Source organism: Alloalcanivorax sp. C16-2 (assembly GCF_046507615.1).
Taxonomy (GTDB): Bacteria; Pseudomonadota; Gammaproteobacteria; order Pseudomonadales; family Alcanivoracaceae; genus Alloalcanivorax; species Alloalcanivorax marinus_A.
The window spans coordinates 140,930-160,870 of sequence record NZ_JBKFTL010000004.1 but is presented as its reverse complement, the minus strand read 5'-3'; the positions used below and the strand labels follow the sequence as shown (position 1 = coordinate 160,870).

Annotated in this window: 19 protein-coding genes; 14 read left to right on the top strand and 5 right to left on the bottom strand. The window is 65.8% G+C overall.

Translation table 11 applies throughout. From position 1 onward, the window contains the following. Positions 1 to 2 precede the first annotated feature (2 nt). Positions 3 to 890 (top strand): bile acid:sodium symporter family protein, encoded by an 888-nt coding sequence (locus tag ACLD02_RS16045; RefSeq protein WP_410299144.1) that lies wholly within the window; start codon positions 3 to 5, stop codon positions 888 to 890. A gap of 38 nt (positions 891 to 928) precedes the next feature. On the opposite strand, the gene ACLD02_RS16040 is transcribed toward ACLD02_RS16045, so the two are convergent. Genes ACLD02_RS16040 through ACLD02_RS16030 form a run of 3 tightly spaced genes read right to left on the bottom strand, consistent with a single transcriptional unit; the run spans position 929 to position 4,246 of the window. Then, positions 929 to 1,732, bottom strand: a complete 804-nt coding sequence (locus ACLD02_RS16040; RefSeq protein WP_203105918.1) for a divergent polysaccharide deacetylase family protein — start codon at positions 1,730 to 1,732, stop codon at positions 929 to 931. Next, positions 1,729 to 3,051, bottom strand: coding sequence for a S41 family peptidase (locus ACLD02_RS16035; RefSeq protein WP_410299143.1), 1,323 nt, complete (start codon positions 3,049 to 3,051; stop codon positions 1,729 to 1,731). The genes ACLD02_RS16040 and ACLD02_RS16035 overlap by 4 nt, the downstream gene beginning before the upstream one ends. 43 nt (positions 3,052 to 3,094) lie before the next feature. Continuing rightward, entirely contained in the window at positions 3,095 to 4,246 is a 1,152-nt protein-coding gene (locus ACLD02_RS16030) for a murein hydrolase activator EnvC family protein (RefSeq protein WP_410299142.1), read from the bottom strand. A gap of 92 nt (positions 4,247 to 4,338) precedes the next feature. Between ACLD02_RS16030 and ACLD02_RS16025 the strand changes: the two genes are divergently transcribed. From ACLD02_RS16025 to secB, 3 genes are read left to right on the top strand one after another with little or no spacing between them, the layout of a single operon-like run. Next, positions 4,339 to 4,755, top strand: coding sequence for a rhodanese-like domain-containing protein (locus ACLD02_RS16025; RefSeq protein WP_203105915.1), 417 nt, complete (start codon positions 4,339 to 4,341; stop codon positions 4,753 to 4,755). 4 nt (positions 4,756 to 4,759) lie between these two features. Beyond that, positions 4,760 to 5,014 (top strand): glutaredoxin 3, encoded by a 255-nt coding sequence (gene grxC, locus ACLD02_RS16020; protein ID WP_203105914.1) that lies wholly within the window; start codon positions 4,760 to 4,762, stop codon positions 5,012 to 5,014. Between the two features lie 12 nt (positions 5,015 to 5,026). Next, positions 5,027 to 5,494 carry a protein-export chaperone SecB gene (gene secB, locus ACLD02_RS16015; RefSeq protein ID WP_203105913.1) on the top strand — a complete coding sequence of 156 codons (468 nt, stop codon included), beginning with the start codon at positions 5,027 to 5,029 and terminating at the stop codon, positions 5,492 to 5,494. On the opposite strand, the gene ACLD02_RS16010 is transcribed toward secB, so the two are convergent. Next, a complete protein-coding gene (locus ACLD02_RS16010) occupies positions 5,495 to 5,962 on the bottom strand; it encodes a tRNA (cytidine(34)-2'-O)-methyltransferase (RefSeq protein WP_203105912.1) in 468 nt (155 codons plus the stop codon). Between the two features lie 93 nt (positions 5,963 to 6,055). Here ACLD02_RS16010 and ACLD02_RS16005 point away from each other — a divergent pair, with 93 nt between their 5' ends. Continuing rightward, positions 6,056 to 6,415 carry a DUF2007 domain-containing protein gene (locus ACLD02_RS16005; RefSeq protein ID WP_410299141.1) on the top strand — a complete coding sequence of 120 codons (360 nt, stop codon included), beginning with the start codon at positions 6,056 to 6,058 and terminating at the stop codon, positions 6,413 to 6,415. Positions 6,416 to 6,614: 199 nt separating this feature from the next. On the opposite strand, the gene typA is transcribed toward ACLD02_RS16005, so the two are convergent. Continuing rightward, positions 6,615 to 8,423 (bottom strand): translational GTPase TypA, encoded by a 1,809-nt coding sequence (gene typA / locus ACLD02_RS16000; RefSeq protein WP_203105910.1) that lies wholly within the window; start codon positions 8,421 to 8,423, stop codon positions 6,615 to 6,617. 357 nt (positions 8,424 to 8,780) lie between these two features. Between typA and ACLD02_RS15995 the strand changes: the two genes are divergently transcribed. The 9 genes from ACLD02_RS15995 to ntrC all read left to right on the top strand — a co-directional run bounded on the left by ACLD02_RS15995 (position 8,781) and on the right by ntrC (position 19,895). Further along, entirely contained in the window at positions 8,781 to 10,319 is a 1,539-nt protein-coding gene (locus ACLD02_RS15995; RefSeq protein WP_203105909.1) for an inactive transglutaminase family protein, read from the top strand. After that, complete coding sequence (locus ACLD02_RS15990) at positions 10,319 to 11,314, top strand: alpha-L-glutamate ligase-like protein (protein WP_203105908.1); 996 nt, start codon at positions 10,319 to 10,321, stop codon at positions 11,312 to 11,314. The genes ACLD02_RS15995 and ACLD02_RS15990 overlap by 1 nt, the downstream gene beginning before the upstream one ends. Before the next feature lie 76 nt (positions 11,315 to 11,390). After that, entirely contained in the window at positions 11,391 to 13,229 is a 1,839-nt protein-coding gene (locus ACLD02_RS15985) for a sulfatase-like hydrolase/transferase (protein WP_410299140.1), read from the top strand. An 82-nt stretch (positions 13,230 to 13,311) separates the two neighbouring features. After that, positions 13,312 to 14,415, top strand: a complete 1,104-nt coding sequence (locus tag ACLD02_RS15980) for a tRNA (5-methylaminomethyl-2-thiouridylate)-methyltransferase (protein WP_203105906.1) — start codon at positions 13,312 to 13,314, stop codon at positions 14,413 to 14,415. 3 nt (positions 14,416 to 14,418) lie between these two features. Beyond that, positions 14,419 to 14,667: a sulfurtransferase TusA family protein gene (locus tag ACLD02_RS15975; RefSeq protein WP_203105905.1), complete on the top strand. Its 249-nt coding sequence runs from the start codon at positions 14,419 to 14,421 to the stop codon at positions 14,665 to 14,667. A 248-nt stretch (positions 14,668 to 14,915) separates the two neighbouring features. Beyond that, entirely contained in the window at positions 14,916 to 16,322 is a 1,407-nt protein-coding gene (gene glnA / locus ACLD02_RS15970; RefSeq protein WP_203105904.1) for a glutamate--ammonia ligase, read from the top strand. A gap of 198 nt (positions 16,323 to 16,520) precedes the next feature. After that, positions 16,521 to 17,234 (top strand): DUF4124 domain-containing protein, encoded by a 714-nt coding sequence (locus ACLD02_RS15965; protein WP_203105903.1) that lies wholly within the window; start codon positions 16,521 to 16,523, stop codon positions 17,232 to 17,234. Between the two features lie 130 nt (positions 17,235 to 17,364). Next, entirely contained in the window at positions 17,365 to 18,474 is a 1,110-nt protein-coding gene (gene glnL, locus ACLD02_RS15960; RefSeq protein ID WP_274380714.1) for a nitrogen regulation protein NR(II), read from the top strand. Then, on the top strand, positions 18,471 to 19,895 hold the full coding sequence (ntrC, locus tag ACLD02_RS15955; protein WP_203105902.1) for a nitrogen regulation protein NR(I): 1,425 nt from the start codon (positions 18,471 to 18,473) through the stop codon (positions 19,893 to 19,895). The genes glnL and ntrC overlap by 4 nt, the downstream gene beginning before the upstream one ends. Positions 19,896 to 19,941: the final 46 nt, after the last annotated feature.

The window sequence follows — 19,941 nt, the reverse complement described above, 5'->3', positions numbered from 1 at the left end:
GTATGGATCAGGCCGCTCTGGTGTCCGTGGGGCTTCCCGCCGCGCTTTTTCTGATCATGGTGGGCATGGGGCTTACCCTCACGCCCAAGGATTTCCGTGAGGTACTGGTGGCGCCGCGGGCCACCGTCTACGGCCTGGTGGCGCAGATCATCCTGCTGCCGCTGGTGGGCGTGGGCCTGGCGGTGAGCCTGGACCTGTCACCGGCGCTGGCGGTGGGGCTGGTGATCATCGCCGCCTGCCCGGGCGGCACCACCTCCAACCTGTTCGCCTTCCTCGGTCGTGGCGACGTGGCCCTGTCCATCGTGCTTACCGTGGCCGCCAGCCTGATCACCATCGTCACCCTGCCCATGTTCACCAGCTGGGCCCTGGGCCATTTCCAGGACAGCAGCCAGGTGCTGGAGCTGCCGGTGCTGCGCACCATCCTCACCCTGGTGGTGATCATTCTGATTCCGGTGGGCATCGGCATGACCATCCGGCATTTCCGTCAACGCTGGGCGGAGAAGGGCGAGAAGCTGGTCAGCGTGTTCGGGTTGCTGGTGCTGGTGGCGGTGATCGCTTTGCTGCTTATCGACCTGGGCGCGGAGGCCCTGGTATTGCTGCGCCAGGGCGGCATGGCGGTGGTGCTGCTTAATATCATCGGTCTGGTGTTGGGCATGGCCGGTGGCCGGCTCATGGGGCTGCCCCGGGACCAGGCGTTCACCGTGGCCATCGAGCTGGGCATCAAGAACGGCACCCTGGGGTTGATGGTCACGCTGACCCTGCTGCACTCCGACGCCATGTCGGTGCCGGCGGCGGTGTACGGGGTGCTGATGTTCCTGTTCGGCTTCCTGATGCTCGGCTATAGCCGGCTCACCGGCATCGGTCGCTCGTCGCCTTCCCCGATCCCGTAGGAGCGGCTGGGCGGCATTCCGCTTCAGCCGCGATGCCGCTATGGCCTGGTCCGGTGGCTGGTCGCCGTTGAGGTGGCGGGCCGCCGGGGCGCTGCCGCGGAAGCGGCCCTGTCCGGGGGCGCCAGTAGTTCAGATACCGGCACCACGCGCACCCCGGCCTGCTCCATGAGCGGCAGTACCTGGCGCAGATAATCCACGGTTTCCGGGTAGGGGTGGCCGATGGCGATGGCCTGGCCGCGCCGGCGCGCCAGCCGCAGCAGTTGGTTGAACTGTTCGTTGATGTGGGCCAGGTCGCGCTGATTGTCCAGGAATACGTCCCGTCGCCCCGCCGCCAGGCCGGCGCGGCGGGCGGCGCGTTCCGCCTGGGTGGCGGCGTTGGTGCGGCTGTCGACGAAGAACAGATGTCGGTGCAGGAGCTGGTCCATGAGCCGGGCCATGGGCGCCGCCTCGGCGGTGAGGGCGCTGCCCATGTGGTTGTTGAGTCCCCGTGCGTCCGGCAATACCGCCTGGGCGCGGTCCAGCACGGCGCCGACCTGCGCCTCGTTCATGCCTTCATGGAGGGCGCCCGGGTCCAGGGCGCGGGCGTCCAGGGTGGCCATGGGCAGGTGGATCATCACTTCCTTGCCGGCCTCGGCGGCTTCGCGGCCGAGCCGCCGGCCATGGGGCGTTTCCGGGATCACCGCGCAGGTCACCGGGGCGGGCAGGGCGATAACGGCCTCGCCGGCGCGCCGGTTGTAGCCGAGATCGTCGATGATGATGGCGATACGCGGTGCCGCCGGGGCCGGCGTCACCGCCAGCAGCCCGGTCAGCAGCGCCGCCACCAGGGCGACGCCGCGTTTCACTGAGAGGCGGTGTTTTTGCCGTCGTCGACCGCCGGGCGGCGGCGCTCGGCCAGATTGATGCCCTTGAGGATCGACAGTGCCTGGGACAGCGGGTAGTCACGGCTGGCCAGGGGTTCCTCGCTACCGTCACTGTCTTGCTCCTCGCCGTCCTGGTTGATCAGGTGGTGAGGCAGATCCGATTCGCGGGGCCCGCGTTCCTGGTAAAGCTCCACGCTGGCCACCTGGATCGGGATGTCCGGATGAATGCCCTCGGCCTGGATCGAGCGACCGTTGGGGGTGTAGTAGCGGGCGGTGGTCAGCTTCAGGGCACTATCGCCGCTGATCGGCAGCACCGTTTGCACCGAGCCCTTACCGAAGGTGCGGGTGCCCACCACCACGGCGCGGCCCTGATCCTGCAGGGCGCCAGCGACGATCTCGGAGGCCGAGGCGGAACCGCCGTTGACCAGTACCACCAGGGGCAGGCCATTGAGCAGGTCGCCGGGGGTGGCCTCGTAATTGTTGCGGCTTTCCGGGTCGCGGCCCTGGGTGTAGACCACCAGGCCGCTGTCCAGGAACAGGTCGGCCACTTCCACGGCGCCGCCGAGCACGCCGCCCGGGTTGTTGCGCAGATCCAGTACCAGCCCGCGCAGGTCGCCGTTGGCGGTGAGTTTTTCCACGGCGGCCTTGGCGTCCTGGCCGGTGCGGCTCTGGAATTGGGAGATGCGCAGGTAGCCGTAGCCTGGCTCAAGGGTTTCGCTTTTCACGCTCTCGACCTTGATGCGGTCGCGCTTCAGGGTCACCGGGCGGGGTTTTTCATCGCCCTCGCTGAGCACCGACAGCGTCACCTCGGAGCCCGCTTCGCCGCGCATCAGTTCCACGGCGTCGGCCAGGCCGATGCCCTTGGTGAAGGTGTCGTCGATCTTGAGAATCAGGTCGCCGGCCTGGATGCCGGCACGGCTGGCGGGGGAGTCGTCGATCGGCGCCACCACCTTGACGAAGCCATCCTCCATGGTCACTTCCAGGCCCAGGCCGCCGAATTCGCCGCTGGTGGTGGATTGCAGATCCTCGAACTGATCCGGGGTCAGGTAGGCGGAGTGCGGGTCCAGCTCCATGAGCATGCCGCGGATCGCCGCCTGGATCAGTTCCTTCTCGTCCACCTCGTTCACGTAGGCGCCGCGTACCCGTTCCAGCACCTCGGCGAAGGCACGCAGTTCGGTGACGGGCACGCCGTCCTGCTCGGCTTGCCGGTCGGTTTGCGGGTCCTTGGCCTGGCTGGCCGGGGCAATGAACACCAGAGTAACGAGCGCGGAGCGCAGCAGGGCACGGGCAGTGTGCAGCATGTGAATCCCCAAGGCTGGGCGCCCCCGATGCGGGGGCTTTGTCTCAATCATTGCGGGCAATGGGCGGCAGTGTAACACGGCGGTCGCACCAGCGCGCCGGGTTCACCACCTGCCCCTTGCGGCGTATTTCAAAGTACAGACCGCTGCGGCTGTTGCCGCCGGAACGACCGGCCAGGGCCAGGGTATCGCCGGTGGCCACCCACTCGCCCACGTCGCGCAGCAGGCTCTGGGCGTAGCCGTACAGCGTCAGATAGCCGCCGCCGTGGTCGACGATGGTAAGCAGGCCGTAGCCGCGCATCCAGTCGGCGAAGACCACCCGCCCAGGGTGGATGGCGCGTATCGGCGTGCCTTCGTCGGCGGCCAGTACCACGCCTTCCCAGCGCAACGCGCCCTCCCGTGCGGAGTGAAAGCTCGCCACTACCTGACCCGGTACCGGCCAGGGGAGTTCCCCGGCCAGCTTGCCGAACGGCTCGCCGCGTCCCGGCGGCGGTACCGACGGCAGGCTGCGCTGCATGTCGGCGAGCAGCTTCTCGAGGCGTTGCTGATCCGCCTTGAGGCGTTCGATATCGCCTCCGCGCGCGTCCAGGGAACGGTTCAGACTGGCCAGTGCCTGCTCGCGTTCCTTGGCGGCGGCTTCCAGCTCACGCTTGCTGCTGGCCAAGTCGGTGCGCCGGTCGAGCAGATCGGCGCGGGCACCCTCCACCTCCTTGGCGACCCGGCGCAGGTCGAGCAGTTCATCCTCCAGCACCGCCAGCCGGTCGGTGCGGGCGCGCTGGATGTACTCCTGGTAGCGCAGCAGGCGGGCGATGCGGTCCGGCTCCTGTTGGTTGAGCAGCAGCTTGATGCGCGCTTCCCGGCCGCTCTGATAGCTGGCGCGCACGGTGCGCGCCAGCCAGCGCAACTGGGTGCGCTTCTCGCCGGCCAGGCGCGCTTGTTGTGCTTCCAGGCGCACCAGGCGCTGGCGGGCGGCTTCCGCTTCGCGCTCCAGCTCGCGGCCCTGGCGGGTCAATTCGCCGACCCGGGTTTCGGTGTCGCGCAGACGCGCCTGCAGGTCGTCGCGCCGGGACGTTTCCTGCTGCTGCTGCTCGGAGAGCGCCTCGATGCGGTCCTTGAGCTTTTCCAGGTCGGCTTCGCTGGGCTGCTCCGCCCCGGCCAGCGCGGGCAGGAGCATTATCAAGAGAAAAAGCGGCTTCATGGCTGCGGGTTTTACCTTAACCGACCGGTGATGTGTATACTTGGCGCCGATTTTCCGCCGACAAGGCGGCTAACGCGTCAACGGGGCCTAGTATGGATCGCCTGATCGAATTCGCCAGCAATCATTACCTTCTGTTTTCCGCCTTCTTCGTATTGTGGGCGGCGTTCTTCGTGATCGAGTCGCGGCGCGGCGGCAAGGCGATCACGCCCCAGCAGGCCACCAACCTGGTCAATCAGAAGGACGCGGTGATCGTGGACCTGCGCCCGGCGGACGAGTACCGCGCCGGCCATATCCCCGGCAGCCTGAACATCCCCGTGAGCCAGGCCACCGACCGCATGGGCGAGCTGGAGCGGCACAAGGACAAACCGCTGATCCTGACCTGCAAGATGGGCAATCAGGCCGCCCATCTGGGCCGCCAGCTGCGAGGCAAGGGCTTCGCCGAGTTGTACCGCATGCAGGGTGGGGTGACCGCCTGGCGCAACGATAACCTGCCGGTGGCCAAGGGCTGAGGCCATGGCCGGGGTTACGCTGTACAGCACCCGTTGGTGCCCGTTTTGTGTTCGCGCCAAGCAGTTGCTGGCGCGGAAAGAGGCCGAGGTGCACGAAATCGACGTGGACCGGGAGCCCGGCGCGCGCCAGGAAATGATGACGCGCAGCGGTCGCCGCACGGTGCCGCAAATCTGGATCGGCGACCGCCATGTGGGCGGTTGCGATGAACTTTTTGCATTGGAGCGGGCGGGGGAACTGGACGAACTGCTCGCCGGATAACGGAGAAGGACCATGGCCGAAGAAGAGAAGAAAACCTTCCAGTTGCAACGCGTTTACCTCAAGGACGCCTCGTTCGAGTGCCCGGGGGCGCCGGATATCTTCCTGCAGGACTGGAAGCCGAAGATGAACGTGCAGCTTAATAACGCCGCGCGACGCCTTGGCGACGGCAATGAGTACGAGGTGGAAGTCACCGTTACCGTGACCGCCAAGTCCGAGGACGAGCAGAAGACCTTCTACCTGGCCGAGGTCAAACAGGCCGGAATCTTCACCCTGGTGGGCATCGACGGCGAAGAGCGCGATCAGTTGCTTGGCGCCTACTGCCCCAATGTGCTGTTCCCCTATGTACGCGAAGTGGTCTCGGACCTGGTGTCCAAGGGCTCCTTCCCGCAGATGATCCTGCAGCCGCTCAATTTCGAGGCGCTCTACCAGCAGCAGCGCCAACAGCAGCAGGCCGGCTCCGAAGGCGCCACGGTGCAGTAGCTACCGCACCGCTCCTGGATAACCAAGCTGCCGCCAGGCTTCGTAGAAGGTAATCGCCACCGCGTTGCTGAGATTGAGGCTGCGGCTGTTGGGCCCCATGGGCAGACGCAGCCGGCGCTCCTCCGGCATCGCCGCCAGCAGGTCCGCCGGCAGCCCCCGGGTCTCCGGGCCGAACAGCAGCACATCCCCATCCTGGAAGGCCACGTCACTGGGCGCTGGCCCGCCCTTGGTGGTCAGCGCGAACTGCCTGGCTCCCGCCATTGTCTGGCAAAACGCCGGGTAGCCGGGGTGCACCTCCACGCGCGCGTATTCACTGTAATCCAGTCCGGCGCGCCGCAGCCGTTTTTCGTCCAGCGTGAAGCCGAGAGGCTCGATCAGATGCAGCATGGCGCCGGTGTTGGCGGCCAGGCGCATGATGTTGCCGGTGTTGGGCGGAATCTCGGGTTGGTACAGGGCGATGTGCAGCATGGGCTCATATGGTAACCGCTTGGCGTGCCGGCGTCGCTTTGCCCGGCGCCGGGCTGGCGTGATAATGATGCCGGAAAGCCAGCGGAGACAAGCATGAAACGGGTCTACGAAGCGCGCGACGGCCTGGAGGCGCACATGGTGGCGGGGCTGATGGAACAGGCCGGCATCATGGCCCAGGTGCGCGGCGACATGCTGCAGGGCGCGGTGGGCGAGTTGCCCGCCGCCGGTCTGGCCAGTGTCTGGGTGGCGGACGACGACGAACAGCGGGCCCGCGCCGTGGTGCGGAACTTCGAGGCGGAGCAGCCGCCCAACCCCGAGCCCGGTCCGCGCCAGCGTTTACGCGATGGCGTGCGCGGCCAGGGCGCCGGCGACACCGGTCGGGCGTTCCGCAACGGTTTGCTCGTGGGCGTGGTGCTGGGCGGCCTGGTGATGGCCTGGTTGTTGACGCTCTGATCGCCGTCTCTCCATCCGGGGCGCGGAGCGGCGAAGTGTTTGTTGGAGAGGGTGTTGATCGCGACTGAAGTCGCTCCTACAAAGAAACGGGTTGTAGGAGCGACTTTAGTCGCGATGGGAGGTGGCTCGGCGGTAGGATGGCGCACCGCTTTAGTCGAATCGGGGTCACGCCAAGACGCGGCCCCGATGGAGAGGCCTTCTAGCGACTGGCGCGCTTGCGTTCCGTCTCGGTAAGCAGTTTCTTGCGCAGACGCAGGTAATGGGGGGTCACTTCCACCAGTTCATCGTCCTCGATGAAGTCCAGGGCCTGCTCCAGGCTGAAGCGCACCGGCGGGGTGAGAATCACGTTCTCGTCGGTGCCGGAGGCGCGCATGTTGGTAAGCTGCTTGCCCTTGGTGGGGTTCACCACCAGGTCGTTGCCCCGGCTGTGGATGCCGATCAACTGGCCTTCGTACACTTCCACGTTGGGGTCGATCAGCATGCGGCCGCGTTCCTGCAGGTTGAACAGGGCGAACGCCAGCACCTTGCCTTTCACCATGGACACCAGCACGCCGTTGTTGCGCGAGGCCATGTCGCCGGGCTTGTAGTCGCCGTAGTGGCTGAAGGTGCTGTTGAGAATGCCGGTGCCGGAGGTGAGCGTCAGGAACAGGCTGCGGAAGCCGATCAGGCCACGGCTGGGCACCACGAAGGTGAGGCGCACCCGGCCCTTGCCGTCCGGTTCCATGTTGGTCATTTCGCCGCGGCGCAGGCCCAGTTGCTCCATGATGGCGCCCTGGTGCTGCTCTTCCACGTCGGCCATGACGTTTTCGTAGGGTTCCTGCTTCTGGCCGTCCACTTCACGCACGATCACTTGCGGGCGGCCCACGGCCAGCTCGAAGCCCTCGCGGCGCATGTTCTCGATCAGCACCGACAGGTGCAGCTCGCCCCGGCCGGAGACGCGGAACTGGTCGGCGCTGCCGGTTTCTTCCACGCGCAGGGCGACGTTGTGCTTGAGCTCCGCTTCCAGGCGTTCGCGGATCTGGCGGCTGGTGACGAACTTGCCGTCCTGGCCGGCGAACGGCGAGGTGTTGACGTGGAACACCATGCTCACGGTGGGTTCGTCCACGGTCAGCGCCGGCAGTGCTTCCACGTTGTTCGGGTCGCACAGGGTGTCGGAGATATCCAGAGGGTCCATGCCGGTGACACAGACGATGTCGCCGGCGCCGGCGTCCTGCACGTCCACCCGTTCCAGGCCGTGGTAGCCCATGATCTGCAGGATGCGGCCATTACGCACGGCGCCTTCCCGGTCGATGATCTTGACCTGGGAGTTGGCCTTGACCTTACCGCGTTTGATGCGGCCGATGCCGATCACGCCCAGGTAGCTGTTGTAGTCCAGCGAGGAAATCTGCATCTGGAACGGGCCGTCCTGGTCCACTTCCGGGGCCGGCACGCGCTCGATGATGGTGTTGAACAGGGCGGTCATGTCGTCGCCCAGGGCGTCCGGTTCCATGCCCGCCACGCCGTTCAGGGCGGAGGCGTAGACCACCGGGAAGTCGAGCTGCTCGTCGCTGGCGCCGAGGGTGTCGAACAGGTCGAACACCTGATCGATGACCCAGTCCGGGCGGGCGCCGGGGCGGTCGATCTTATTGACCACCACGATCGGCTTGAGGCCGGCGTCGAACGCCTTCTGGGTCACGAAGCGGGTCTGCGGCATGGGGCCGTCCACCGCGTCCACCAGCAGCAGCACCGAATCCACCATCGACATCACCCGTTCCACCTCGCCGCCGAAGTCGGCGTGGCCGGGGGTGTCGACGATGTTGATGCGGTAGTCGCCGTATTTGAGGGCGGTGTTCTTGGAGAGGATGGTGATGCCCCGTTCCTTCTCCAGGTCGTTGGAGTCCATCACCCGTTCGACGTCGCCGGCGCGGTCTCCCAGGGTGCCGGACTGTTGCAACAGCTTGTCCACCAGGGTGGTCTTGCCGTGGTCAACGTGGGCGATGATGGCGATATTGCGCAGGCGTTCAATCACAGATTGTGGCTCCGTAGAGAAAAATGTGCCTCCGCCCGCTCAGCGGCGGTCGGCCGCGCGGCGGGGCCGGCGACGGGGGAGGCGATTGGATTCGGCGGCGCATTGTACAGTCCCTTGGCCGGATGAAGCCACTTATACGCCATAACGGCGGAATTCGTGGCAGAATGTGCGCCATTCCGGGGCGCATCCGGGCCCATGCACGGTTTTGCGGCGGCCAGCGAGCGTGACCCGTTTACAAGAATTTTCGTCCGGAGCCGGATTCCGGCGCTGGAGGCGGTGACATCGCCGGTCGGTTAGCGGACCATGTGCGCGGTCGCGGCGCCCTCGCCGAAGGGAAGATTGGAATAAGGCTGAAAAATGCGTTCTGTGAAATTGCACGCCCGGTTGCTGGCCGTGGCTCTTCTGGTGCTGGGTGCGGGCAGTATTGCCTACCAGATTCTGGTTCAGGATGTCCCCCTGACGGAAAGCGAGAGCGATCCGGTCTGGGTGGTGGACACCCAGTTGAGCTTCCAGGCCCGTCCCAACACTCCGATCAAGGCGCGCATGTTCGTGCCGCCTCTGAACAGCGGCTTCACCGCCCTCAACGAGAGCTTCATCTCCAACAATTATGGGGTGAACGTGAATCGGGAGAACGGCAACCGGCTGGTGACCTGGTCGGCGCGTCGGGGTGAAGGCCAGCAGAACCTTTATTACCGGCTGATGCTCACTTCCCGCTTCGCGGACCCGGCGTTGCCGCCGGAGAATGGCCCCCAGTTCCGGCCCAGCCCTGAGCTCAAGGGCGCCGAGCGGGTCGCCGCCGACGCCCTGCTGGCGCCGATCCGCCAGCACTCCGCCGATGTGGAGACCTTCGTCAGCGAGACCATCAAACGGGTCAACAGCGAGGACAGCGACAACGTGCGCCTGCTGCTGGGCGGCGACCACAGCCCGGAGAACCGGGCCCGGGTGGTGGACCTGTTGCTGGCGGTGGCGCACATTCCCGCCGAGCCGGTGCATACCCTGCAGCTTCAGGAGACCAGCAGCCAGCAGCCGGAACTGTGGCTGCGCACCTTCAACGGCCAGAACTGGCTGTATTTCAATCCGGCCGATGGCCGCCAGGGTCTGCCCGAGGACCGGCTGGTGTGGTGGAGCGGCGAGCAGCCTCTGCTGACCCTGGAAGGTGCCCGCGGCGCCAAGGTCAGCTTCAGCGTCCATCGCAACGAGATGAGCGCCCTGCGGCTGGCGCAGTCGCTGCGCTCCCAGGACGCCAGCAGCTTCATCGATTATTCCCTCTATGAACTGCCGGTGCCTTCCCAGCAGCTGTTCCGGGTGCTGATCATGATTCCGGTGGGCGTGTTGCTGGTGCTGCTGATCCGCTCGCTGATCGGCATGGAAACCCTGGGTACCTTCACGCCGGTGCTGATCGCCTTGGCGTTCCGCGAGACCCAGGTGATCTGGGGTGTGCTGCTGTTCACCTTTATCACCGCCATCGGCCTGTCGGTGCGCGGCTATCTGGAGCATCTCAAGCTGCAGTTGCTGGCGCGGCTGTCGGTGGTGCTCACCTTCGTGGTGATCATGATGGGCCTGATCAGCCTGCTCGGTTACAAGCTGGGCCTGTCCACCGGCCTGTCCGTGGCCCTGTTCCCGATGGTGATCCTGACCATGGTGATCGAGCGGGTGTCCATCGTCTGGGAGGAGCGCGGTGGCGCCCAATCCCTGAAAGTGGCCATCGGCACCCTGGTGGCGGCGGTGCTCTGCCACCTGCTGATGGTGTGGTCGCCACTGGTCTACTTCGTGTTCACTTTCCCCGGCGTGCTGCTGATTCTGGCGGCGGTGATGGTGTTCATGGGCCACTACCGGGGCTACCGGCTGATGGAGCTGGTGCGCTTCCGGGCCATGACCGAGGAAGGAGAGCGCTGATGTTCGGGATCGCCACCTGGAGGGCGCTGCGCCGCCGCGGCGTGATGGGCATCAACCAGCGCAACGGCGACTATGTGCTGATGTACAACGACCGCCGGCTCTACCCGCTGGTGGACGACAAGATCCGCACCAAGAACATGGCCCTGGAGGCCGGTATCCAGGTGCCGGACATGTACGGCATCATCGATACCGAGCAGGGCATCAGCCAGCTCGAGCACATCGTCGAGACCCATGGTGACTTCGTGATCAAGCCCTCCCAGGGGGCCGGCGGCGATGGCATCCTGGTGATCTCCGATCGTTTCGAGGGTTACTACCGCAGCGCCTCGGGCCGCATGATCAGCCCCGAGGAGCTGGAGTTTCATATCTCCGGCATCATCTCCGGGCTCTATTCCCTGGGCGGCCACCGTGACCGCGCCCTGATCGAGTACCGGGTTCGCTCCACGGACCTGTTCGACCGCATCAGCATCGGCGGCGTGCCGGACGTGCGCATCATCGTGCTGCAGGGCTATCCGGTGGCGGCCATGCTGCGTCTGCCCACCCGCCAGTCCGACGGCAAGGCCAACCTGCACCAGGGCGCCATCGGCGTGGGCGTGGACATCGCCACCGGCGTCACCCTGAGCGGCACCTGGCACAACCTGAAGATCGACCGCCACCCGGACACCGCCCACCCGGTGGCTGGCGTCCAGGTGCCCGACTGGGACCAATGCCTGGCCCTGGCGGCGCGCTGTTACGACCTCACCGGCCTGGGCTACCTGGGCGTGGACCTGGTGATGGACAAGCACAAGGGCCCGCTGATGCTGGAGCTCAACGCCCGCCCCGGGCTGAACATCCAGATCGCCAACGACGATGGCCTGCTGCGCCGCTGCCGGCTGATCGAGGACCACCTGGAGGCGCGCGGCGAGGACGCCGGCACCGAAGCGGCCGCGTCCCGGGTGGCGCTGTCCCGCCGTCTGTTCGCGGTGCCGGACCTGCCGGAGGCGCCGACGCCTCCCTGAGCGTCATGCTTTCAGGTTTCGTTAAGCTTCAATGACCATGATGCGGGGTTTCCGCAGCGACCGGTAACCCCGCATCATGGATCAGGCCCAGCCCCGCGCCGCTTTCCCCGGCGCCTTTTTCACCGTTAACTACCTGCTGCTGCTGGCGGTGGGAGGGTATATCGGTCGCGCCGCGCTGCTGCCGCCGGACCCGCTCGGCGCCGCCGTGTTTCTGATCGCCGCCCTGGCCGGTTACGCGGCGCTCTACCTGCTTCCCGCCTGGCTACTGAGTGCTTTGTGTCACCGATGGCTGAGCCCGCTGTTGGCGCGGGGGCTGGCGGTGCTGCTGGCCTCGGTGACCTTGCTGCTGTTGCTGGTGGACAGCCAGATCCATGAGCTTTACGGGTTCCATATCAACGGGTTCGTCTGGAATCTGCTGGTGACGCCAGGGGGTATCGATTCCATGGGCGGTGGCGACGGTACCCTGCCCACGGTGGCGGCGATGGTCCTGGCGGTGGTGGCCCTGGAAGCGGCGCTGATGGCGCTGGTTCGCCGCCACCCCGGCCATCGCCGTGGTTGGCGCGGGTTGCTGGTGGTGTTGCTGCTGTGCATGGCCGGCGAGCGGGTGGCCTACGGCCTGAGCGATCTGAACGGCTACCGGCCGGTGCTGAACGCGGCGCGGGCGGTGCCGTTCTATCAACCGGCCACCTTCGAGGGACTGGCCCGGGATCTGGGCTACACGGCGCCGCCCCGTGAGCAATGGTCGGTGTCCGCCGATGGTCCGCTGAAGTACCCGCTGCACCCACTGCGCAGCGCGTCCGGGGCGCCGTCGCCCAATGTGCTTTTCCTGGTGGCGGAGTCCCTGCGCGCGGACATGCTGACCCCGGAGATCATGCCCAATCTGTGGCGTTTCGCGGAACGCCACGGGCGGCGCTACAGCGACCACATGAGTGGCGGCAATGGCACCCGCATGGGCATCTTCTCGCTGTTCTACGGCTTACCGGGGAATTACTGGTTCCCGTTCCGCGAGAGCCGACGACCGCCGGTGCTGGTCAGCGAATTGCTGCGGCGCGGTTATCGGCCGGGGCTCTTCACCAGCGCCCGCTTCAGCTATCCGGAGTTCGACCAGACCGTGTTCGCCACCGTGCCTTCCCCGGCCATGGTCAGCGACGATGAAGGACCGGGTTGGCAGCGCGATCGGCGCAACGTGACCCGGCTGCTGGACTTCATCGGCGCCGACCAGAACCGGCCTTTCTTCGGCTTCATGTTCTTTGAATCCCCCCATGCCCGTTACTACTTCCCCGAGGAGAGCGTGATCCGGCCGGATTACCTGCGCGAGTTGAACTACGCCACCATGGATGTGCACGAGGACATGCCCGGCATCTTCAACCGCTACATCAACTCGGTGCATCACCTGGACCAGCAACTGGGCCGGGTGCTGGACCGGCTGGAGCGCGATGGTCGGCTGGATGACACCCTGGTGGTGATCACCGGCGATCACGGCGAGGAATTCATGGAACATGGCCGCTGGGGGCACAACTCGGAGTTCCACGATGAGCAGGTGCGCGTACCGTTGGTGCTGGCCGGCCCCGGTGTGCCCGGCGGCGTGGTCGCCACCCCCACCAGTCACCTGGATGTGGCGCCCACCCTGCTTGCCCTGCTCGGGGTCACCAACCCGCCGACGGACTATGCGGTGGGGCTGCCCCTGGACCAGGCCCCGCCGGACCGCTACCGGCTGGCGGCCAGTTGGGACGCGGTGGCCTACCTGGGGCCCCGCTATAAGGTGGCGATGCCGATGAACGCCGGCGGACTCGGCGAAATGGCGGTGGCCGGTTCCAGCGACGAGCCGGTGGCCGACCGCGACGCGGTGATGGTCCGGGTTCGCGACCGGCTGGTGGCGGTGCTGCGGGACATGTCGCGCTTCTATCGGCACTGAACTTGACGCTCCGGTTCGTCAACGGGGTGTGATTTGCTATACTGCGCCGCCCGATTTTTGAGCAACGCGCTGAGCAAATCCTATGTCCGAGGCCGCAACCCCGATCACCACCCCCGAACCCATCCAGCGGCGCGCCATCGCCCTGGTGTCCGGTGGGCTGGACTCCATGCTGGCGGTGAAAGTGATGCAGGAGCAGGGCATCCACGTGGAAGGGGTGAATTTCTTCACCGGTTTCTGCGTGGAAGGCCATACCCACGCCATCCGCAAGAAGGATAAGGAAAAGAACAAGCGCAACAATGCGCTCTGGGTAGCCGAGAAGCTGGGCATCAAGCTGCACATCCTGGATATCTCCGAGGAGTACAAGGATGTGGTGCTCAACCCCAAGCACGGCTACGGCGCCAACCTGAACCCCTGCCTGGACTGCAAGATCTTCATGGTCAACCAGGCCACCCTGATGCTCAACAAGGCCCGCGAGCTGGCCGGCGAGAAGGGGTTCGATTTCATCATCACCGGTGAGGTGGTGGGCCAGCGGCCCAAGAGCCAGCGCAAGGAAACCATGCCCATCATCAGCAGCGAATCCGGCGCCGACGACCGGCTGCTGCGCCCGCTGAGCGCGCGCAACCTGCCGGAAACCCTGCCGGAGCGCGAAGGCTGGGTGGACCGCGAGCGGCTGTACGACTTTTCCGGCCGCAACCGCAAGCCGCAGATGGCCCTGGCCAGGCATTTTGGCCTGGAGGAGTATGCCCAGCCCGCCGGCGGCTGCTGCTTCCTCACCGACGAATCCTATTCCAACAAGCTGGCCGACCTGTGGCGCGCCCGCAACGAGCGCCGCTACGAGCTGGACGACATCATGCTGCTCAAGGTGGGGCGTCATATCCGGCCCGCCGAGCACCACAAGCTGATCATCAGCCGGGAAGAAGGCGAGAACCGCTTCCTGGAAGGCTACCGCTACCAGTTCACCAGCCTCACCACGGTCAGTTGCCCGGGGCCGTTGGCCCTGGTGGACGGCACCTTCGAGTCCGAACAGGAATTGCGCCGGGCCGCGGCCATCGTGGCGCGCTATTCCAAGGGCCGTGGCGACGACGAGGTGGTCCTGGAAGTGAAGGAGCCCGGCGGCGTGGCCCGGGAAATCACGGTGGCCCCGGCGCTGCCCGATGACATCCCTCTTTCCTGGCATGTGGGCTGAACCATGACCGAAAACGTTCATGAACTGGATGTGCGCCGGCAGCTGTGCCCCATTCCGGTGATCAAAACCCAGAACAAGGTCAATGAACTGGCGCAAGGGGCCGTCCTGCGGGTAACCTGCACGGACCCCGGCGCGCTCAACGATATTCCCGCCTGGTGCCGCATCAATGGCCATGAAGTGTTGAAAACCGAGCAGGACGACCGGGAAGTGGTGATCACCCTCCGGGTCGGCGAAGCGTCGGTGGCACTATAATGGTGCGTTGTGCCGTCGGTGTGCACTCTTGTGGTGCTTTGCGCCGGGCAAAATACATCCAGAGGGCGTCAAACCCCCGAGGGTGCGCCAAAAAAGGGCTGGCACAATAATTGCTCACCCTATAGGCGTGCGGGCCCCCGTGGCCTGGGTAGCCAAGCAGAGGCTCCCAAGAATAACGGCTCTTCGCGTGCCGGCAGCCAAGGCGGCGAGCAGCCAGAAACATACCCGTTCCAGGAGGACGCTCGATAATGTCTGAAAAGACGCTGAAACTGATCAAAGACAACGACGTGAAGTGGGTGGACCTGCGTTTCACCGACAGCCGCGGCAAGGAGCAGCACGTCACTCTGCCGGTGGGCGAGATCGATGACGATTTCTTCCAGGACGGTAAGATGTTCGACGGTTCCTCCATCGCTGGCTGGAAGGGTATCAACGAATCCGACATGATCCTGATGCCGGAAGACGAAACCGCCGTCCTCGATCCCTTCACCGACGTCGCCACCCTGAACCTGCGCTGCAACATCGTCGAGCCCGCCACCATGCAGGGCTACGAGCGGGACCCGCGTTCCGTGGCGTTGCGCGCCGAGGAATACCTGAAGTCCACCGGCATCGCCGACAGCGCGCTGTTCGGTCCGGAGCCGGAGTTCTTCGTATTCGATTCCGTGCAGTGGAAGTCCGACATGTCCGGCTCCATGTACAGCATCTACTCCGAGGAAGCGGCCTGGGTGTCCGCCGATGAGTTCGAGAAGAACAACATCGGTCACCGTCCCGGCGTGAAAGGCGGCTACTTCCCGGTTCCCCCGGTGGACAGCCTGCACGACCTGCGTGGCGCCATGTGCGCGGCCATGGAGCAGATGGGTCTGGAAATCGAAGTGCACCACCACGAAGTGGGCACCGCCGGCCAGTGCGAGATCGGTGTGGGCGCCAACACCCTCACCAAGAAAGCCGACGAAGTGCAGATCCTCAAGTACTGCGTGCACAACGTGGCCCACGCCTACGGCAAAACCGCCACTTTCATGCCCAAGCCGCTGATCGGTGACAACGGCTCCGGTATGCACGTGCACATGTCCCTGGCCAAAGACGGCAAGAACCTGTTCGCCGGTGACGAGTACGCGGGCCTGTCCGAGGAAGCGCTGTTCTACATCGGCGGTGTGATCAAGCACGCCCGCGCGCTGAACGCCTTCACCAACGGCTCCACCAACTCCTACAAACGTCTGGTGCCCGGCTTCGAAGCCCCGGTAATGCTGGCGTACTCCGCCCGTAACCGCTCCGCTTCCATCCGCATTCCGTGGGTGAGCAACCCGAAAGCGCGTCGCATCGAGACCCGCTTCCCGGACCCGTCCGCCAACCCGTACCTGTGCTTCGCCGCGCTGATGATGGCCGGCCTGGACGGCATCAAGAACAAGATCCACCCGGGCGACGCCATGGACAAGGATCTGTACGACCTGCCGGCCGAGGAAGCCAAGGACATCCCGACCGTGGCGCATACCCTGACCATGGCGCTGGACGCCCTGGAAGCGGATCAGGACTTCCTGACCCAGGGCGACGTGTTCACCAAGGACATGCTGGAAGGCTACATCGAGCTCAAGCGCGAAGAGATCGAGCGCCTGAACATGACCCCGCACCCGGTCGAGTTCGATATGTACTACAGCTGCTAAGGGTTCGCCCCGAGGCACCACGAAAAACCCCGCTCCGGCGGGGTTTTTTGGTTTATCGCGCTTTGACGGAAAGTCGCGCCCCGACTGGAGCGAGACTTTCCGTCAAAGCGCGATGAACCATTTTTTTGTGGCGGGGGCCCTTTTTTCGGGGGTGGGCAGGCCGCAGAATCGGGGCATCGTCTTATTCGGGGGAATGCCATGAAAACCTGGCCGCTGCTGTTGATCCTGCTGCCGCTGGCGGCGCTGGCCCAGACCGACACGGACGCCGCGCCGTCCGCGGGCATCTACCGGGTAGTGGATGAGAACGGCAATGTGGTGTTTACCGATAACCCGCCGGAAAACAGCGGCGCCGAGCCGGTGAGCGTCGGCCCCACCAACACCATGGACAGCCCCCGGCCCCGGGAGGACGCCATTCCGCGCGCCCCGGACGACGACCGGGCGAGCGACCCGCGGCGTGGGCCGGACGCCACGGACTTCAACGGTTACCGGAGTCTCACCATCGTCAGCCCCGCCAACCAGGCCACGGTGCGCCTTCCCCAGGATAACCCGGTGACGATAGAAGTGCGGGTGGAGCCGCGTCCGCCGGAGGGCCATCGGGTGGAGTTGATCGACAATGGCACGCCGGTGCAGGGCCTCTCCCTGGACTTTCCCGACCCGGGCACCCATTCCCTGCGCGCGGTGATCAAGGATTCCCAGGGGCGGATCCTGATCACTTCCGATCCGATCACCCTCTATGTGCACCGGGTCAGTGCCGCCGACGGCGCTGGCGCCGGCGGTGGGCTGCCGTCCGTGGGCGGCGCCGCGCAACGGGGGGGCGCCGCCGCCGCCGGAGGCAGCGCCAAGGGCGGGAGTGCCGCGCAACGGGGCGCCGCCGGTGCCCTGGGAGCGCCGGCGACGCGCGCCACGCGCTGATAATTCGCACCAAATCGGTGCATTCCCCGCCTCTTCTTTCTACACTGCACCGAGACGACCCGCCGGGTCGCCCGTTCCCGGGGCCTTCGAGCCCCATGACGGGTGGCCTGATAATTGCTTATGCCCTGTTATGGGCCGAATGATGAATTCAGACACGGTGCTGCAGAAACGATTGCTCGACCACCTCCGCACGGCGGTGATGATGCTCGACGACGACCTGCGCGTGCGCTACCTCAATCCGGCGGCGGAAATGCTGCTGTCCACCAGCGCCGCCCGCGTACTCGGGCAGCGGCTGCCGGATTACTTCTTCGACGACGAGGAAGCCCGGTCCGCACTGAAACAGTGCATCGAGGAGGGGCATCCCTTCACCCGCCGGGAGGCCAAGCTCAATGTGGCGCCCGGCCAGCAGGCGGTGGTCGACTACAGCGTCAGTCCGATCCATGAACCGGGCCAGGCCATGGCGCTGTTGATTGAAATGCAGTCCCTGGACCGGCTGCTGCGCATTACCCGGGAGGAGGGGCTGATCCATGCCCATCAGGCCACCCGGGCCCTGGTGCGAGGCGTGGCCCATGAGATCAAGAATCCGCTGGGGGGCATCCGCGGTGCCGCCCAGTTGCTGGAGCGGGCCCTGCCGGACCCGGAACTGGCGGAGTACACCCGGGTGATCATCGATGAGGCGGACCGCCTGCGCTCGGTGGCGGATCGCATGCTGGGGCCGCGCAAGCCGCCGGCCTTCGCGCCGGTGAACGTGCATGAATGCCTGGAGCACGTGCGCCAGCTACTGCTCGCCGAATACCCGGAAGGGGTGGCCCTGGTGCGCGATTACGACGTCAGCCTGCCGGATGTCACCGCCGACCGGGATCAACTGATCCAGGTGCTGCTCAATCTGATGCGCAACGCCATGCAGGCGCTGCTGGAAGCGGGCACCGAGAACGCCCGGGTGGTGATGCGCACCCGCGTGCTGCGCCAGTTCACCATCGGCGCCCAGCGCCACCGGCTGGTGCTGCGCGTGGACATCGAGGACAACGGTCCGGGGATTCCCAAGGACCTGCAGGAAACAATTTTCTATCCCATGGTCAGCGGCCGTGCCAATGGCTCCGGGCTGGGCCTGTCCATCGCCCAGTCGATCATCAGTCAGCACCAGGGTCTGATTGAGTGCGAGAGCGAACCCGGGCGAACCCTGTTCAGCCTGCTGCTGCCCATGGAACCGCTGGACACAACGGAGAGCAATGGATCATGACGGCTACCATCTGGGTGATCGACGATGACCGTTCCATTCGCTGGGTGCTCGAGAAAGCCCTCAGTCAGGAGGGGTACCAACTGGCCTGCTTCGAGGACGCCGACGAAGCCCTGAACCGTCTCGACGAGGGCGGCCCGGAGCCGGACGTGCTGATTTCCGATGTGCGCATGCCCGGCACCGACGGCCTGCGCATGCTCAAGATCCTGCAGCGCAACAATCCCAATCTGCCGGTCATCATCATGACCGCCCACTCGGATCTGGATTCGGCGGTGGCTTCCTACCAGGGCGGTGCCTTTGAATACCTGCCCAAGCCATTCGACGTGGACGAGGCGGTGGCGCTGGTCAAGCGCGCCATCAAGCACCGCCAGGAGGCGGAGCAGGAGGTGGCGCCCACCGCCGAGGAGACGCCCACCGAGATCATCGGTGAGGCACCGGCCATGCAGGAGGTGTTCCGCGCCATCGGTCGGCTCAGCCACTCCAACGTGACGGTGCTGATCAATGGCCAGTCCGGTACCGGTAAGGAATTGGTGGCGCGGGCTCTGCACAACCACTCCATGCGCCGGGAGAAGCCGTTCGTGGCGCTGAACATGGCGGCGATCCCCAAGGATCTGATCGAGTCCGAGCTGTTCGGCCACGAGAAGGGCGCCTTCACCGGCGCCAACAGCCAACGGGTGGGGCGCTTCGAGCAGTCCAACGGCGGCACCCTGTTCCTGGATGAAATCGGCGACATGCCGCTGGAGGCCCAGACCCGGCTGCTGCGGGTGCTGCAGGAGAATGAGTTCTACCGGGTGGGCGGCACCACGCCGATCCACGTGGACGTGCGCATTATCGCCGCCACCCACCAGGATCTGGAGAAGCTGGTTCGCGACGGCGATTTCCGGGAGGATTTGTTCCACCGCCTGAACGTGATCCGCATTCATATTCCCAAGCTGGCGGAGCGCCGCGAGGACATTCCCCGCCTGGCCGGTTATTTCCTGCAGCACGCCGCCAACGAGCTGGGCGTGGAGCCCAAGGTGCTGCACAAGGATACGGAAAAATACCTGGCCGCCATGCCCTGGCCAGGCAACGTGCGACAACTGGAAAACACTTGCCGCTGGCTCACGGTGATGGCCTCCGGCCGGGAAGTGCTGGTGGATGATCTGCCGCCGGAACTGCGTCAGAGCGCCAGCAAACCGGCGGAAGCCGGCGGCGACTGGCTGAAATCCCTGCGCCATTGGGCGGACCGTGCTCTGGCGCGCGGTGACCGGGGCATTCTCGATCAGGCGGTGCCGGCTTTCGAGCGCACCATGATCGAGGTGGCCCTGCAGCATACCGGCGGGCGCAAGCGCGACGCCGCCGCTTTGCTGGGCTGGGGACGCAACACCCTGACCCGCAAGATCAAGGAGCTGGACATGGAGGCGGAATTCAGCGGCGACGATTGACACATCGCGGCTTTGCAATGGGGCGGGAGCGGTCGGGCGGCGTTCC

Excerpts from the sequence above, each read along its gene's own strand:
- ACLD02_RS16010 (WP_203105912.1), bottom strand. The coding sequence starts at position 5,962 with ATGCTGCACATCGCCCTGTACCAACCCGAGATTCCGCCCAACACCGGC.
- glnA (WP_203105904.1), top strand. The coding sequence starts at position 14,916 with ATGTCTGAAAAGACGCTGAAACTGATCAAAGACAACGACGTGAAGTGG.
- ACLD02_RS15990 (WP_203105908.1), top strand. The coding sequence starts at position 10,319 with ATGTTCGGGATCGCCACCTGGAGGGCGCTGCGCCGCCGCGGCGTGATG.
- ACLD02_RS16005 (WP_410299141.1), top strand. The coding sequence starts at position 6,056 with ATGAAACGGGTCTACGAAGCGCGCGACGGCCTGGAGGCGCACATGGTG.
- grxC (WP_203105914.1), top strand. The coding sequence starts at position 4,760 with ATGGCCGGGGTTACGCTGTACAGCACCCGTTGGTGCCCGTTTTGTGTT.
- ACLD02_RS15965 (WP_203105903.1), top strand. The coding sequence starts at position 16,521 with ATGAAAACCTGGCCGCTGCTGTTGATCCTGCTGCCGCTGGCGGCGCTG.
- ACLD02_RS16030 (WP_410299142.1), bottom strand. The coding sequence starts at position 4,246 with ATGAAGCCGCTTTTTCTCTTGATAATGCTCCTGCCCGCGCTGGCCGGG.
- ACLD02_RS15985 (WP_410299140.1), top strand. The coding sequence starts at position 11,391 with ATGGATCAGGCCCAGCCCCGCGCCGCTTTCCCCGGCGCCTTTTTCACC.
- ACLD02_RS16025 (WP_203105915.1), top strand. The coding sequence starts at position 4,339 with ATGGATCGCCTGATCGAATTCGCCAGCAATCATTACCTTCTGTTTTCC.
- ACLD02_RS15975 (WP_203105905.1), top strand. The coding sequence starts at position 14,419 with ATGACCGAAAACGTTCATGAACTGGATGTGCGCCGGCAGCTGTGCCCC.
- ACLD02_RS16035 (WP_410299143.1), bottom strand. The coding sequence starts at position 3,051 with ATGCTGCACACTGCCCGTGCCCTGCTGCGCTCCGCGCTCGTTACTCTG.
- secB (WP_203105913.1), top strand. The coding sequence starts at position 5,027 with ATGGCCGAAGAAGAGAAGAAAACCTTCCAGTTGCAACGCGTTTACCTC.
- ntrC (WP_203105902.1), top strand. The coding sequence starts at position 18,471 with ATGACGGCTACCATCTGGGTGATCGACGATGACCGTTCCATTCGCTGG.
- ACLD02_RS15980 (WP_203105906.1), top strand. The coding sequence starts at position 13,312 with ATGTCCGAGGCCGCAACCCCGATCACCACCCCCGAACCCATCCAGCGG.
- glnL (WP_274380714.1), top strand. The coding sequence starts at position 17,365 with ATGGGCCGAATGATGAATTCAGACACGGTGCTGCAGAAACGATTGCTC.
- ACLD02_RS16045 (WP_410299144.1), top strand. The coding sequence starts at position 3 with ATGGATCAGGCCGCTCTGGTGTCCGTGGGGCTTCCCGCCGCGCTTTTT.
- ACLD02_RS15995 (WP_203105909.1), top strand. The coding sequence starts at position 8,781 with ATGCGTTCTGTGAAATTGCACGCCCGGTTGCTGGCCGTGGCTCTTCTG.